Source organism: Paenarthrobacter sp. CM16, from assembly GCF_013179505.1.
Classification (GTDB): domain Bacteria; phylum Actinomycetota; class Actinomycetes; order Actinomycetales; family Micrococcaceae; genus Arthrobacter.
On sequence record NZ_JABMCX010000116.1, the window covers coordinates 1 to 14316 of the forward strand.

The 14316-nt window shown below is 62.3% G+C and carries 10 protein-coding genes and 1 pseudogene; 6 read left to right on the top strand and 5 right to left on the bottom strand.

What is annotated here, in order from left to right; translation table 11 throughout:
- Positions 1-182 precede the first annotated feature (182 nt).
- The 3 genes from HP499_RS11905 to HP499_RS11915 are packed head-to-tail and all read right to left on the bottom strand — an operon-like array spanning position 183 to position 5140.
- Positions 183-2462: a family 78 glycoside hydrolase catalytic domain gene (locus HP499_RS11905; RefSeq protein ID WP_172324268.1), complete on the bottom strand. Its 2280-nt coding sequence runs from the start codon at positions 2460-2462 to the stop codon at positions 183-185.
- 47 nt (positions 2463-2509) lie between these two features.
- Complete coding sequence (locus tag HP499_RS11910) at positions 2510-3781, bottom strand: glycoside hydrolase family 1 protein (RefSeq protein ID WP_172324269.1); 1272 nt, start codon at positions 3779-3781, stop codon at positions 2510-2512.
- Between the two features lie 39 nt (positions 3782-3820).
- Positions 3821-5140 (bottom strand): MFS transporter, encoded by a 1320-nt coding sequence (locus tag HP499_RS11915; protein WP_172324270.1) that lies wholly within the window; start codon positions 5138-5140, stop codon positions 3821-3823.
- 188 nt (positions 5141-5328) lie between these two features.
- On the opposite strand from HP499_RS11915, the gene HP499_RS11920 reads away from it, so the two are divergent.
- The 4 genes from HP499_RS11920 to HP499_RS11935 all read left to right on the top strand — a co-directional run bounded on the left by HP499_RS11920 (position 5329) and on the right by HP499_RS11935 (position 9535).
- Entirely contained in the window at positions 5329-5937 is a 609-nt protein-coding gene (locus tag HP499_RS11920) for a TetR/AcrR family transcriptional regulator (protein ID WP_172324271.1), read from the top strand.
- A 61-nt stretch (positions 5938-5998) separates the two neighbouring features.
- The gene (locus tag HP499_RS11925; protein WP_172324272.1) at positions 5999-6862 is read left to right on the top strand and encodes a nucleoside hydrolase; all 864 of its coding nucleotides are present in this window, start codon (positions 5999-6001) and stop codon (positions 6860-6862) included.
- Between the two features lie 398 nt (positions 6863-7260).
- Positions 7261-8361, top strand: a complete 1101-nt coding sequence (locus HP499_RS11930; protein WP_172324273.1) for a ferredoxin reductase — start codon at positions 7261-7263, stop codon at positions 8359-8361.
- A 13-nt stretch (positions 8362-8374) separates the two neighbouring features.
- Positions 8375-9535, top strand: coding sequence for an acyl-CoA desaturase (locus HP499_RS11935; RefSeq protein ID WP_172324274.1), 1161 nt, complete (start codon positions 8375-8377; stop codon positions 9533-9535).
- 54 nt (positions 9536-9589) lie between these two features.
- Here the strand turns inward: HP499_RS11935 and HP499_RS11940 are convergent, their stop codons facing one another.
- Complete coding sequence (locus tag HP499_RS11940; protein WP_172324275.1) at positions 9590-10078, bottom strand: MarR family winged helix-turn-helix transcriptional regulator; 489 nt, start codon at positions 10076-10078, stop codon at positions 9590-9592.
- 106 nt (positions 10079-10184) lie between these two features.
- Here HP499_RS11940 and HP499_RS11945 point away from each other — a divergent pair, with 106 nt between their 5' ends.
- Positions 10185-11450: an amidohydrolase family protein gene (locus HP499_RS11945; protein WP_172324276.1), complete on the top strand. Its 1266-nt coding sequence runs from the start codon at positions 10185-10187 to the stop codon at positions 11448-11450.
- A 94-nt stretch (positions 11451-11544) separates the two neighbouring features.
- On the opposite strand, the gene HP499_RS11950 is transcribed toward HP499_RS11945, so the two are convergent.
- Entirely contained in the window at positions 11545-12837 is a 1293-nt protein-coding gene (locus tag HP499_RS11950) for a helix-turn-helix domain-containing protein (RefSeq protein ID WP_172324277.1), read from the bottom strand.
- 173 nt (positions 12838-13010) lie between these two features.
- Between HP499_RS11950 and HP499_RS11955 the strand changes: the two are divergent.
- Positions 13011-14189, top strand: a pseudogene (locus HP499_RS11955) (NAD(P)-binding domain-containing protein); the annotation flags it as partial.
- Between the last annotated feature and the right edge of the window lie 127 nt (positions 14190-14316).

Here is a 14316-nt window from a genome sequence, read left to right on the forward strand (position 1 = left end):
GGGCGCCTTCGCCGGAGGCCATGTAGTAGGGGACAGCTTCGCCCGGGAGCGTGTTGGCCAGGGGAAGTGTTTTGTTGATTTCCTCGACGCTGAGGGACATGTGTTCCTTCTTTCCTTCGTCAGGCTGTGTGTCTGCTTTTAGCTTCGCGCACCACGCCGGTGGCCCGGTGCTGGATTTTCAATCATTGGAAGGTGAGCTCGGCGGGGTGTGCGCTGCTGGTGTGCCGGCCCGGGCCGACTGTTTGGTCGTCCTCGCCCGGGAGCCGCAGGACTGCCTCGGTGCCCTCCGGAATCGTCGCGGAGACCTCGAGCCGGCCATCAACCAGATCCCATCGGACCGAGGCAATGCCGTGGGGCGTCTCCAGGGTGGTTTCTGCCCAGGTGAGTCCACCGCCGGGCTGCGGGGCAACGAGGATGCGGCTGTAGCCGGGGTCCAACGGCGATAGTCCGCCGATGGTGCGGTGCATCCAGTCCACCACTGCGCCCAGGGCATAGTGGTTGAAGCTGGTCATTTCGCCCGGGTTGATGCTGCCATCCGGAAGCATGGAGTCCCACCGTTCCCAGATGGTGGTGGCGCCCATGGTGACGGAGTAGAGCCACGAGGGGTTTTCGGTTTGGAGCAGGAGCCGGTACGCCGCGTCCAGGTGGCCGGTGACCGTCAGAGCATCGGCCACAAAGGGTGTGCCCGCGAAACCTGTGGAGATACGGAAGCCCGGCTTTTCCACCAGCTCGGCCAGCCGATGGCCTGAGAACTTACGATCCGGCTCCCCGAGAATTCCGAAGACAATGGCCAACGCATAAACAGTAGTGCAATCGCTGGTGATGACGCCTTCTGCGGACACATAGTGCGCCTTGAAGGCCGTCCGCAGGTCCGCCGCCATGGCATCAAACTCGGCCATGGCCCCCTTGTCCCCGAGAACTTTGGCAGCTGCAGCCACCAATGATGCTGTGCGGTAAGCGCACAACGTCGCCACCACGTGCTTGTCAGCTTTCGCCGCCCACGGCTGGTCCGGCGAGGCATCGGGATCGAGCCAGTCACCAAACTGGAAACCGGTGTCCCACAACCCGTTGGGCGAGAGCTTGCTGCGCAGCCGCCGGGCGTGCCCGGTCATGGAAGCGAACTGCTCCTCGAGTACTCGTCGATCACCATAGGCCTCCCACAGTGCCCAAGGGACCCACACGGCAGCGTCGCTCCACACCGCAGCCGTGTCCGGTGCGCCGAACTCGGCAGGCTGCTCAATGTACTTCAGGACGTTGGGCACCACGAAAGGCACCAGGTCCTCGTCGTGGCTCTGTTCCAAGGCCAGGTCACGCAGCCAATCCCGCAGGAAGTCACGGCTGTCGAACAGGAAGGCAGCGCTCGGTGCGAACGCTGAGAGGTCACCCGTCCAGCCGAGCCGTTCATCCCGCTGCGGGCAGTCAGTAGGGACGTCCACGAAGTTTCCCCGCATGCCCCACACCGCATTTTCATGGAGGCGGTTCAGCAGGGGATTCGACGTTTGGAAAGTGCCGATCCGCTTCATGTCCGAACTGATCACGACGGCGGTCAGGCCGCCGTCGAGCAGGGCGTCGACACCTCCTGGCCAGCCCTCAACCTCCACGTACCGGAAGCCGTGGAACGTCAGGGTCGGCTCGAAGACGTCTGCCCCGCCCGAAAGCGTGAACCGGTCAGTCGCCTCAGCCGAGCGTAAGGGCCGGGTGCCCAGCTCGTCATGCTCCAGCACTTCTGCGTGACGGACGGTCACCACATCACCGGCAGTACCAGTCACAGACGCCCGGACCCATCCCACCAGGTTCTGGCCAAAGTCCACCAGGACCTTGCCGGCGGGCGACGTCCATACGTTCGTCGGCTGCAGCTCCATTTGGCGGCGTACGGGCGGACCGATGTAGGGCTCAAGACGGCTGAGGTCATCGTCCAGAATGCGCACCGGGGTCCACTGCCCGGAGCTGAACCCGGGGGCGAGCCAGGCGTCGTCGAATCGTCGGGCGTCTATTGACTGGCCGTCATAAAGGTCATTGGCCGTTGTGGCCGAAGGCCCGGCGGTCCAGGAGCCATCCGTCCCGATGACCTGCTGGTGGCCGTCGGCGAACCGAACCCTTAACTCGGCAAACGCGCCCAGCTCCTCGCCGTAGTACTTCGAACCACCCGACCAAGCGAGCCGGCCCCTGTACCAGCCGTTTCCCAGCGCGAGTCCGATGACCGTCGTCGTGCTGATCAGCGCGGTGACGTCGAGCTCGCTGTACCGGACCCGCCACTCGTAGCTGGACCAGCCCGGTGTCAGCAGGTCCTGGGAAGCGCGCTGGCCGTTGACCCACGCTTCCACCACGCCTAGTGCGGACAGGAAGAGAGTGGCGGACTCCACATCGCCGTGGCCTTCGTCGAGCTCGAACTCGCCGCGAAACAGCGGTGCGCCGTCGTGCTCTTTGTCCGCAGCAATCATGCGGGCGTGCCAGGTAGTCATCAGGGTAGCCTCCAGGTTTTAGGGATTTGCAGGTGGTGCGGTCAGGATCAGGCGGGTTGGATTGCGGGCTCCAGCGAGGCGCCGTTGCTCTGCGCCACGCTGCCCAGCCAGTGCGCACTGGGTTTGGGAGTGCGCTCCTGCGTTGACCGGTCCACCGCGATAAGGCCGAACTTGGGAACGTATCCGAACACCCACTCGAAGTTGTCGAATGCGGTCCAGGCGATATAGCCACGAACGTCGATGCCGTCCGCCAGGCAGGAGGCAACGCCTGCAACAGCGGTGCGCAGGTAATCCAGGCGCTGGGTGTCGTCCTCGGTTGCCAGCCCGTTCTCAGTGACGATGACCGGGATCTGTGCAATGCGGGCAGCCTCGCGGATGGTTGCCTCCAAGCCCTCAGGGTAGATTTCTTCGCCCATCTGGTTGGTGGGAACGCCGTCCTCGGCGTGGACAAGTCCCTCGGCTCCGAACACCGTGCGTCCGTAGGTCTGGATTCCCACAAAGTCGTCTCCGCGGGAGGCTTCCAGGAAGCGTTCATTGACCTCGCGGCGTATCCGGTCCGCGTTGCCTTCCCCGCCCGGTGCGGCATGGATGTCCGTGTTGGCCAGGGTCCAGCCCACCATGAGCTCAGGGTAGCGGGCTTTGATGGCGTCACGGCCGGCGTGGTGCGCTGCAAGTTTTACGTCGAAGCCTGCATCGGAGACGGTGAACTGGAAGGGGGCCACTCTCGCCGCTTCGATGTTGAGGCGCTCGGCCGCAGCAGCCCAGACGGGCACCTGGCCTCGGGTCTCGGCGGGGCCGCCACCAATACCGAGTTCCTTGAGCAACCACGGGAGGTTGGGTTCATTCAGCGTGCAAGCGACGCCGATCAGGTCACCGAGGTGCTCGGTAACGCGGGCGCAGTAGCGCCCGAAACGCTCTGGAGTGGCCGCGTCTTCCCAACCGCCGGCGGCCAACAGCCAGAGCGGGGAGGTGAAGTGGTGGAAGGTGACCACCGGGGTCAGTCCGTGCTCGTGGCACGCCTCCAGGACGCGACGGTAGTGGTTGAGGGCCGCCGTCGAGAACTGTTCTTCTTCGGGCTCGATCCGAGCCCACTCCAAGGAGAACCTGTAGGTGGTGAACCCGAGGCTCGCAATGAGGGCGATGTCCTCGCGGTAGCGGTGGTAGTGGTCGATTGCGTCGCCCGACGGCTCGGCGAAGATGGTGCCGGGAAGTTGTTCCAGGAACCAGGTGTCGCTGTTGACGTTGTTTCCTTCAACTTGGTGGGCGGCGGTGGCGACTCCCCAGAGGAAATCGTTGGGGAACGATGCTGTGCTTGTCATGGTTTTCCTTTTCGAGGCGTGGAGGTTGCTGCCCGCTGCTTAGCGGACGCCCTTGATGAACGTGACGGTGATGCTGCCCAGGGCGCACAGTGCTGCTGCTGCGAACCAGAGGAAGCCGTAGTTGTGTCCGCTGCCGATGGCCAGGATCGCCGGGGCGGCTGCGGGAACAATGATGTTGGGGATGCTGAGGGCGAGGCTGAAGACGGCCATGTCCTTGCCGGTGTCGCGGGCGTCCGGGAGGACGGCGGCGCACAATGCCAGATCTACAGTGAGGTACATGGCCTGGCCCATCGCGAACACGATCCATGCAACGACGAACTGTTCGAAAGATGTTGCCGTGGCGCCGAGCACCAGGGCAGTGGCCATGAGGAGCGCCGCCGCAATGACGAACGGCTTGCGGCGGCCGATCTTGTCTGAAAGCCAGCCGGAGGCTGTAAAGAACAGGATGCTGACAGGAGCCGAAATCAGGGTCAGCAAGCCGGCGCTCTTTCCGGCCTCGGCAATCGGCATTCCCAGGCCGTCCATCAGGAAGAAGATGAAGTAGGCGAAGAGTGCTGTCATGGCGATGCCGGCCAGGAATCGTGAAACCCAAGCCCAGGCAAAGTTGGGATGCTTTCGCGGGTCGACGAGGAACGACTTCGCGAGTCCCTTAAGGTCAAGCGGAGGGAGTTCGGCACGTGTCTTCGCCGGGTCCTTGTAGAGGACCAGGAGCGGAATGCTGCAGACCAGTGCCAGCAGGACCGGCACGCACATCATGAGCAGTGGGGCGTCCACCAGCCAGGCGGCAAGGTAGGAACCCGCGGACATTGCCAGTGCGCCGGCCATGCCCATGGCACCCATGACGCGTGCCCGTTTGTTGTCCGGAAGGGCCTCGACGGGAATCACCGCGTAGGCGTTGAACGCCGCTTGCGCAGAGACCAGGGCTACGACGTACGCGGCGATGATCACGGGCGTGGACGGCACGGTACCGATCACGGCTGCGGCGAGCAAAGCAGGTACCAGCCCGCCGATGATCCAAGGCCGACGGCGACCGAACCGGCCGGCCGTGCGATCGGACAGGGCGCCGGTGAGCGGGATGGTGACGAGCAAGAGAAGTGAGCTGATGGAGACGGCCATGCCGTAGCTTGCTTCTTTGGCCGCCGGATCAACTACTGCCAAGCGCAGGGAGAGTGCCGTGCCCAGGGTCAGGCTCATGATGTACATGCCCAGGGCGGCGATGAGGACCAGTGCCATGGTCTTTTTACTGGACGGCAGCGTCTGAGGCGAAACGTTCGACGCCGGCCTGGCGGCTTCTGCTGATGAGCCAGGTGCGGCATAGGCAGGCTCCATGACCTGTGCCTGAGCTGTGGGGTCACCCATGAAAATCCTCCTTTGGATCAGAACCACCATTGGCTCTCTGTGACCGGTGATGAAGGCCTCGGGCAGTATCGGCCGGGCCTTTCATGCAACGGTAACCAAACCTAGACCACATTGGAATACTTTAGTGAAGATTTCTTTACCAAAGTGGAAAAGAAACTTGGTAGCCTCGTCTGAAAGGAGGTCTATCCATGGATCAGGAAACCCGCGGGCCGGCCCGCACGGGTAAACGCGCCCCCTACGCCAACGGGGCCAGGAAACGAGCCGAGCTGGTGGAGGCGGCGTTCCAGGTCTTCGCCGAGAAAGGCTATTTGGGATTGTCCATCCGGCAGGTAGCGGAGGCCGTGGGCACCAGCCATACCGCACTTCTCCATCATTTCGGCAGCAAAGAAGCGCTGCTTGAAGCCGTGCTGGTACTCCGTGAAGAACGGGAAGGGCCATGGAGGCAGGAGCTGATCAGCGAACAGGGCCTCCTGGAAACCGTCCCCGCCGTGATGAGGCACAATGCCGGTATCCGGGGAGTGATCCAACTCGATGCCACGCTGCGTGCGGAGGCCATCAGCCCCGACCATCCGGCCCACGACTTCCTGTTGAGACGCAACCAGGACTTTGTTGACTCAGTCTTAGCTGAGCTGGAGCGTGAGCGTGAGGCCGGGCGCCTGCGGGAAGGCATCCAGCCCCACATAGTGGCCCGCCAGATCACCGCCCTTGTGGACGGAATCCAACTCGCCTGGCTCTATGACGAGTCGGTGGACATGGCCGAACACCTTCAGACATTCATGGACCTCATCAAGGGCTAGGTCGAGGACTGCATCGGGACAACCACTGCGCAATACCGTGTCAGGAGAGGCTCACATTTACATGCCAATGATCAACATCGCAACAACCAGCAGGGTGGTCCTGGATAACGACTGGGCCGGTGATCCCGACGGACTCGTCGCACTGGCCCACCATGCCATGGCGCCGGCCAATCGGATCACCGCCATCACGAGTTCACTGACCAACCCCATGTTTGGGCCTCCCGTTGGTAAGGCGCAAGCTGGAGCACAACTCGCACAGGATTTGCTGGACACTCTGGAGCAGCGGAACCCCGCAACCGTCCAGGCAGGACCGGATTCAACATTTACAGGGCGGTCCCGAATGAACCCGGCGGCCCAATCGATCATTGACGCCGTGCGCGAAGAGGACGAGCTGCCCCTGACGGTGGTGTGTGCAGGGCCGCTGACCAATGTGGCGGATGCCCTTCTTCAGGAGCCGGAGATCGCATCACGGTTCAAGCTGGCCTGGGTTGGTGGATCTTCCCACGGGCTGGATGACGATGAATACAACTACTTCACCGACCCCATGGCTGCGAAGTTCGTCTTTGCCAACCAGCAGCTGGACATTGACCAGTTTCCTGCGGAGGCGTACCGACCAGTTGTTATCTCCGTGGCGGAGCTTGATGAGGCACTGAGGGCTGGCGGCCGCGTAGGTAGGTGGTTATGGGATCACTTTCATGGCTTGGAAGTCCCGGACTTCATCAAGTTCGGCCCATTGTGGTGCCTGGGTGACAGCGCCCCCTTGGTTGTCACCGGGCTCGGCGAAGTGACCAGTACATTCGAGACTACAAGCACAACTCCGCACAGGCGGATGTGCCGGCACGTTGATGCGCGGCTTCTTGTTGCCGACTTTCTGGCCAGTCTGCGGCTGCAGGCCGCACATCACACCGCGGCGGCTATCCGCTGATGTGTCCAATTGAGCCAGCCCGTCAGTATGCTTCCATGTGCGCGCGAACGTGGCTGCCGTCGTCGCTGGGCCGCGGATAAGTCTGAGGTTGTTCATCGAAGGAGTGCAAGAAGGTTGCCAGGGTTTGCGTGGAATCCAGTGGACGTATTACTGTCTTGCTACTGATACCGGCATGGGCCACCGAAGCCCGGAGAGGAGGAGCGCATCACCGCTGACCAATCCAAGCATCACGTCCCATTGTCGTTGAAGGCCCCTCCCGAGGGGCTTTCCCTATGCTTGGCGGCCATTCAGGCGTCAGGGTGAGGGTATCGTAAGCATGCTTGCGATAGTTGGTAGTGTGGATGTCCCGACGGATTCAGTCGGGGTTCTCGTTCTCCGTCGTTGTGAGGAGTCGCCCGATGGTCAGCTTTCGGCCCTTGGCCCGTATAGCTTCAGTTTTGACCAGCCCGCTTGCGCCGGAGGACGTTCTGGCGCTGTTCAATCCGGTCTATTCGTCTCGTCAGTTACGTGGAGTCGTTACTAAGGTAGTCCAGGAAACAGCCCAATCGGCCACTATCTTCTTCCGTCCCGGCCGAGGCTGGCATGCCCACCTCGCCGGCCAATGGGCGCGGATCGGGGTTGAACTCAACGGCGTCCGCCAATGGCGGTCCTATTCGCTGAGCGCAAAGGCAGGTAAGGATCCGGCCATCACGGTCACTGACGTTGGATCCGTGTCCGGGACCTTGGTCCGCAACACCAAAGTGGGTGACGTCCTCTTCCTGGCGCCACCTCAGGGCGACTTTGTCCTCCCTGAGCATCCACGGTCACTTCTGATGCTCACTGCGGGAAGCGGCATCACCCCCGTCATGTCAATGATCCGGACACTGGTCCCAAGCCGCCCCGACGCAGATGTTGTCCTGATCCACTCCTCCCGCGAAGAGGGCGACACCATCTTTCGTGAAGAACTGGCTGAACTTGCTGATCAGTTTCCCAACTTCCGCTTGGTGCAGTGGCACACCAGCGGTCGCGGCCGCCTGAACTTTACCTCCACGGCCGCCCTGGAAGAGGTCTGCCCGGACTGGCGGGACAGGGCGGCATATGCGTGCGGCCCGGAATCGTTCCTGAACGACGCCGAAGATATGTGGAACCGGGCTGCGTTGCCTGCACCCGCCTCAGCAGTGAAGGAATCCGATGCTGGAAGCGGGCACGGTTCGCTCACTATCGAACGATTCAGCACCGAACTCTTGGGAGGCGACGGGAGTGAAGGTGGCTTGGTCACCTTCGAAGCTTCTGACCGCGAGGTCATGGCCGACGGCGGGGTCCCCATTCTCGACGTCGGGGAAGACGCGGGGGTGCTGATGCCCAGCGGCTGCCGCATGGGTATTTGTCACAGCTGCCTGACTCCGCTGCTCGCCGGAAGGGTCCGCGACCTTCGTACCGGCGAGGTCCATGGAGCGCCCGGGGAACTCATCCAAACCTGCGTCTCGGCAGCCGCCGGGCCAGTCAACCTCGAAATCTGAGGAGCACAACCGCATGTCAGTAGTTTCAACCAAAAGGTCCGCCGCCGCCGTCGAACCCAAGACACGTCCTGGTGCCCTTGCCGATGAGGGCAGGCCCACCGTGCGACCTCCGGCGGCCGCACACCTCAGCGATGAGCAAGTTGCCGAACTGGGCCGTGAGCTCGACGCGATTCGCGATGAAATCCTCGCCAAACGAGGTTCAAGCGACGCCGCGTACATCAGGCGCATGATCAAGATCCAACGCGGGTTGGAGATCTCCGGTCGTGCCGCGCTGCTGGTCGGCAAGAACAGGGCGGCCTGGTTCACCGGCACAACACTGCTCAGCGTGGCCAAAATCCTGGAGAACATGGAACTTGGCCACAACATCCTCCACGGCCAGTGGGATTGGATGCGCGACCCGGATATTCACTCCACCACTTGGGAATGGGACTTCGTTACCCCGTCGCGGTCGTGGCAACACACGCACAACGATCTTCACCACCGCTGGACCAACGTGGTGGGCAAGGACCGCGACGTCGGCTACAACCTTCTGCGCATGGATCCCGACCAGGAGTGGAAGCCGTTCAACCTGGGCAATCCGCTGTACAACGCCCTGCTCGCGCCAGTGTTCGAATGGGGCATAGCCATCTACGATCTGGAGATCCCCGAGTACAAGGAAGGCCTGAAGTCCAAGGAGGCCATGAACAAGGACCTCAAGGCGCTGGGTCGGAAGGCGATCAAACAGTTCGCCAAGGACTATGCAGCCACCCCGGCCTTGGCCATGCTGTCGGGTTCAGGGAAACAAGCCCTCTACGGCACACTCGCTGCCAATGCCATCCGCAATGTCTGGGCCCATGCGGTCATTTTCTGCGGCCACTTCCCTGAAGGCACGGACACCTTTACCGAAGAAATGGTGGAAGGCGAAACCCGCGGGGACTGGTACGTCCGCCAGATGATCGGCTCCGCCAACATCTCCGGCCCACGGTTCATGCACCTCATGACGGGGAACTTGTCGCACCAGATTGAGCACCACCTTTTCCCCGACCTTCCCTCCAACCGGTACGCCGAGATCGCACCCAAGGTCCGCGACATCTGCGAACGCTACGGCTTGAAGTACACCACGGGACCGCTACCGAGGCAGGTCGGCTCCGCGTGGGCTAAAGTCTTCAAACTCGCCCTGCCCCCGAAGCGATAGCCCGGCACCGTGCACAAGGTGAGGACTCGGTGGCTGCATGTTGCCTAGCCGGGTTTAGTCCTCCATGGACGGCTTGGGTAGCGAGGCGGTGGCCGTCACGTATTTGTGCAGCAATCGGGCGAATTGGATTCGCTCCTCCTGGTCCCAGTCTTTGGTGATGTAGTCGAACGCTTGCCGTTGTTGGCGGCGCGAGTGCCCAAGTGTCTCGTGCCCCGGAGAGGTTAAGCGCAGGGTGATGCTTCGTCCGTCCGTTTGGGAAGCGACGCGCTCCAGCAGGCCCTCGCCCACGCAGCGGGCTACGAGCCGGCTCACTGCGGTGCGGTCCATACTCAGGGCGGCGGCTACGGCATTGACGCTCAAGAGTCCGTCTGATTCTTCGACTACTGCCAGCAGGAGATCACGCTGAATGTCCGACCGTGCAATAGGCGGGTCCAAGGGAACGCTCGACGTGCGCCGCCGCAGCTTGGAGAAGGCCGTGCCGATTGTCTCAAGAAGCACTTGATCATTCAGGCCCGCCCCCGGTTCTGTATTCCGGTCATTCATGACATCTCCTAAACTACGTGCGTGTTGTCACATAGATGATACTATGCGCGTATCTGATCGGGGTCATCGACTGATTCTCGACGACATTGAAACGGGGACTAATCCTATGCGTACTGCAATTGTGGCCGACCGCGTATTTGACGGTACGAACAACCTTGGACGAAAGGTAGTTGTCGTCGCAGACGGCCTTATCGACGCCGTCGTAGACCGAGTCCCGGACGATGCCGTGGTCATTGAAGTTCCGGGAACCACTCTTCTCCCGGGACTGATTGATGCGCACGTCCACACTGACGTCAGCGGGCTGCGGATGGCGCTGCAATTCGGCGTGACCACGGAGCTGGAAATGCAGGGAGTCAATACTGCCCGCGATCGTGACCATATTACTCAGGACAACTCCCTTGCCGATGTGCGTTCGGCCGGCTTTGGCCTCACCCCTCCCGGCGGCCACCCGGAGGAATTGTTCCCCAAGGACTTCAACCCACAGCACGGCAAGGGTCCTGGTGGCAAGGGTGGCGGTTCTGCTGCGCGGGCTCGGGTGGACCCCATTGTGCGTGCAAAGGTCACCTCGCCGGAGGAAGCTGTTTCCGTTGTCCGGCAGCTGGCAGGAGCGGGCTCTGACTACATCAAATTCATGGTCGACGACGGAACGGTCGAAGGCCACCCAGGCCTGCCCATGCTCGATCAGGCCACACTGAATGCCGGCGTAGCGGAAGCACAGCGGCTGGGCCTGACCACCATTGCGCACGCACTGACCCTTGATGCGACGCGGATGAGTATCGAGGCCGGGATCGATGGGCTGGCCCATCTGTTCATGGACCGCCCGCATACTGAGAAGATCATCGAGGCAATCGCGCAATCGGACACGTTCGTGGTTGCGTGCGTAGTGCTGAATGCTTCCATGATGGGGATCACCGGGGCCGCCCTCGCAGACGACCCAAGGGTCGCCCCGAAGCTCTCCAAGGAATGGGACGAGACTCTTCGCAGCAGCTTCAACCACTTCCCTCAGGGCAGCCTCCGGGAGGTCCTAAACACTGTGCGTGCCCTTGACGATGCCGGAGTTGACCTGCTGATCGGCACAGATGCCTCCCAGCCTCTGCCGTTCCTCGGCGGCCTGGCCCACGGTGCCAGCGTCCATCAGGAACTTCAATACTTTGTCGACGCCGGACTAACCCCTGCCAAGGCGCTCAGCGCTGCGACGGCTGTCAGCGCACGACGTTTCGGCCTTGAAGACCGGGGAAGTATCGCAGTTGGCCAGCGCGCCGACCTCCTCCTGGTCGACGGCGACCCCGTTTCGACGATCAGCGACACCCTCAACGTCCGGGACGTCTGGCGCCGAGGTATCCGCGCCGAGCACTTGGTGCCGCTGGGCTAGATAAACCTACTTCGCGAGAAAGGGAGCCAAGTAATCGGGCGGAGGAGTCGTCCACCCAGGTTCTGGTCAGTTAAACGAAGCGGACACCTGGTGCCTACGCCCGGAGCTCCCGATCAATTCGTGCCATTCGAGCACGCACCAGCTGAAATCTTGTGTCCCCGGGACTTACCAGGCTGGTCAAGGCGGCAGCGGCTTCGATATCGCGTGAACCCATATCGCTGGCGCACCACCGGGCAATGATGTCGGGGTCTCCGCTGGAACGTACTGCGGCTGCAACAGCCTCATTGAGTTCATCCCGCATGAGTTCCACGGCCAGGTTGGTGGAGCGGTTCAACAAGCGGGCGGGGTAGGCTGCCAAAGCTTCCCTCAGGCGGCCGGCCTGCAAGCAGCCTGCCACGACGGCTGCGTCGGACAGCACGCGCATGCCGGCCGAAAAGCGGTATGGATTGGGCTCAACTATCGCACCCAGTGCTGAGCGGATTCGGTGCATTTCGGTCCGGATGGTCGCTGCTGCACCGTCCTCCCCGTGGAGTTGGTAGGCCAGCTCTTCAGCGCTCCAGCCTTGCGTTCTGGATGCTAGCAAGGCCAGGATTTCGGCTCTGCGCAGGGTGATGGGAACCGGGGAGGAACCTTCCAGCTCTGCAGTCGGTTTGTCGCCGAGGAGCCGCAGAAAGAGTGTCGAGGTGGCGCCGGAATTGGCAGCTCCGGCAGCCGTCGTCGTCGGGCCTGCTGTCCTCAGTAGCTCCTCGGCCAGCCGAACGCCGCAGCGCACCATTCGGAGGCTGTCCGGCGTTACCGTATCAATCGGCCCGGATACATCCAGCACGCCGACGATTTCCCCCGTGAAGGGGTCACGGATCGGGGCTGCAGTGCAAGCCCAGTCGTGATGTGTCCTCACCAGGTGCTCGGCCGAGAACAACTGGGCCGGGCCACCTGTAATGAGCGCTTCGCTGATCGCGTTCGTGCCGATACCTGCCTCGGACCAATCGGCACCTTCGACGAATTCCAGCGAATCGGCCAGCCGCAGTGCCGCCCCGCTGCCAACCCGCCACAGCACCTCGCCGTGACGGTCGGTAACAATGAGCAAGTGCCGCCCCGCGGCTGACTCGTCGCCAAGCATCTGCGACAAAGGCGGAATTACCGAGGCCAGGCGGTGTCCGGCACTGAGGGAGCGGGCTTCTGAGACGTCGTGGAGGTGTACGGGGCTGTGCCCTTCGGGATCGATTCCCAAAGCCAGGGAGCGGCGCCAGGACTCAAGCAGCGATGAAGAGAAGGCAGGATCCGGCGAGCCGGCCAACGTGGCCGCCTGCGCGCTCCGCAGCCTCATGGCGTACTCCCGGGGGGACGAGAAACGCAGCCCGGGATCGGGCGCCAAGGCGTGCAGCATGTTTCTACTCCAACTCGCCGTTGAATCGATGAGCCCAAGCCCCGGAGTAAAACGCGGTGGGGCTGGTGTAACCCGATTGTAACCCCCACTGGAATGTACTTGTGATGCGGGTCACCGTCCGTGCATCTGTTGCAGGTCCCGGTGACTCATCGCTAGCAACGGAAAGAGGAGACATGCCTGAAACCGCAAACGGCATAGCCCGGAGGTGGCTGACGCAGTTCGACGAGGCGCTGCGCAGCCGCAATACCGAGGCCGCACTGAATTTGTTCGAGGACGAATCCTATTGGCGCGACTTCGTGTCCTTCACATGGAACCTGAAGACTCTTGAGGGCAAGGACCAGATCAGAAACATGCTGGACGCCACGCTTGAGGACGTTCAACCCCATCACTGGACCCTGGCCGAGGAGGCCACAGGCGACGCCGCCAACACCGAAGCATGGGTCAACTTCGAGACAGCCCAAGCTCGTGGATACGCACACCTGCGTCTGCGGGATGGAAAGTGTTGGACGTTGCTCACCACCATGCAGGAGTTGAAGGGCTTCGAAGAGAAGAAGGGGCCAAACCGGGAGAAGGGCGTGGCCCACCACATCAGTAAGGGTCGCAAGTCCTGGCTGGAGCTTAAAGAAGAAGAAGAGTCCAAACTCGGCTACGAGGACCAGCCATACACGGTGATCATCGGCGGCGGACAGGGAGGCATCGGCTTGGGCGCCCGGCTCCGCCGGCTGGGCGTGCCCACCATCATCATCGATAAAAACGAAAAGCCCGGCGACTCCTGGCGCAACCGGTACAAATCCCTGCACCTGCACGACCCTGTCTGGTACGACCACTTGCCATACCTGAAGTTCCCGGATGACTGGCCGGTCTTCGCAGCCAAGGATAAGATCGGCGACTGGCTGGAGCAGTACACCCGCATCATGGAGTTGAACTACTGGTCCAGCACCGAATGCACCAAGGCCCGCTTCGACGAAAACGCCGGGGAATGGATTGTCCAAGTCATCCGCGACGGCGTACCGGTCACCTTGCGTCCCAAGCAACTCGTCTTCGCGCTGGGCGTCTCCGGCTACCCCCACGTGCCACAGTTTGAGGGTGCCGACAGCTTCCTGGGGGAGCAGTACCACTCCTCCCAGCACCCGGGCGGCGGAGACTGGACAGATAAAAGAGCGGTGGTGATCGGGTCCAACAATTCAGCTCACGATATCTGTGCCGACCTCTGGGAGCACGGTGCCGAGGTCACCATGGTCCAGCGCTCGTCTACGCACATTGCCCGTAGCGAATCCCTCATGGACTTGGCCCTGGGCGACCTCTATTCCGAGCAGGCGCTGGCCAACGGCATTACGACAGAGAAGGCCGACTGAGTATGTCAGTCTGATCGGAGCCCACTAGGACGGCCCGAACGGTACCCACCAGCCGGACATGCCGAACCTAATGACGGCTTGAATGGTACCCACCTGTGAGCGTTGATCCATCCAGTGTTGGATC

What these genes read in the sequence shown, in the direction of transcription:
- HP499_RS11905 (WP_172324268.1), bottom strand. Translation starts at nt 2,462, where the DNA reads ATGACTACCTGGCACGCCCGCATGATTGCTGCGGACAAAGAGCACGAC.
- HP499_RS11910 (WP_172324269.1), bottom strand. Translation starts at nt 3,781, where the DNA reads ATGACAAGCACAGCATCGTTCCCCAACGATTTCCTCTGGGGAGTCGCC.
- HP499_RS11915 (WP_172324270.1), bottom strand. Translation starts at nt 5,140, where the DNA reads ATGGGTGACCCCACAGCTCAGGCACAGGTCATGGAGCCTGCCTATGCC.
- HP499_RS11920 (WP_172324271.1), top strand. Translation starts at nt 5,329, where the DNA reads ATGGATCAGGAAACCCGCGGGCCGGCCCGCACGGGTAAACGCGCCCCC.
- HP499_RS11925 (WP_172324272.1), top strand. Translation starts at nt 5,999, where the DNA reads ATGCCAATGATCAACATCGCAACAACCAGCAGGGTGGTCCTGGATAAC.
- HP499_RS11930 (WP_172324273.1), top strand. Translation starts at nt 7,261, where the DNA reads ATGGTCAGCTTTCGGCCCTTGGCCCGTATAGCTTCAGTTTTGACCAGC.
- HP499_RS11935 (WP_172324274.1), top strand. Translation starts at nt 8,375, where the DNA reads ATGTCAGTAGTTTCAACCAAAAGGTCCGCCGCCGCCGTCGAACCCAAG.
- HP499_RS11940 (WP_172324275.1), bottom strand. Translation starts at nt 10,078, where the DNA reads ATGAATGACCGGAATACAGAACCGGGGGCGGGCCTGAATGATCAAGTG.
- HP499_RS11945 (WP_172324276.1), top strand. Translation starts at nt 10,185, where the DNA reads ATGCGTACTGCAATTGTGGCCGACCGCGTATTTGACGGTACGAACAAC.
- HP499_RS11950 (WP_172324277.1), bottom strand. Translation starts at nt 12,837, where the DNA reads ATGCTGCACGCCTTGGCGCCCGATCCCGGGCTGCGTTTCTCGTCCCCC.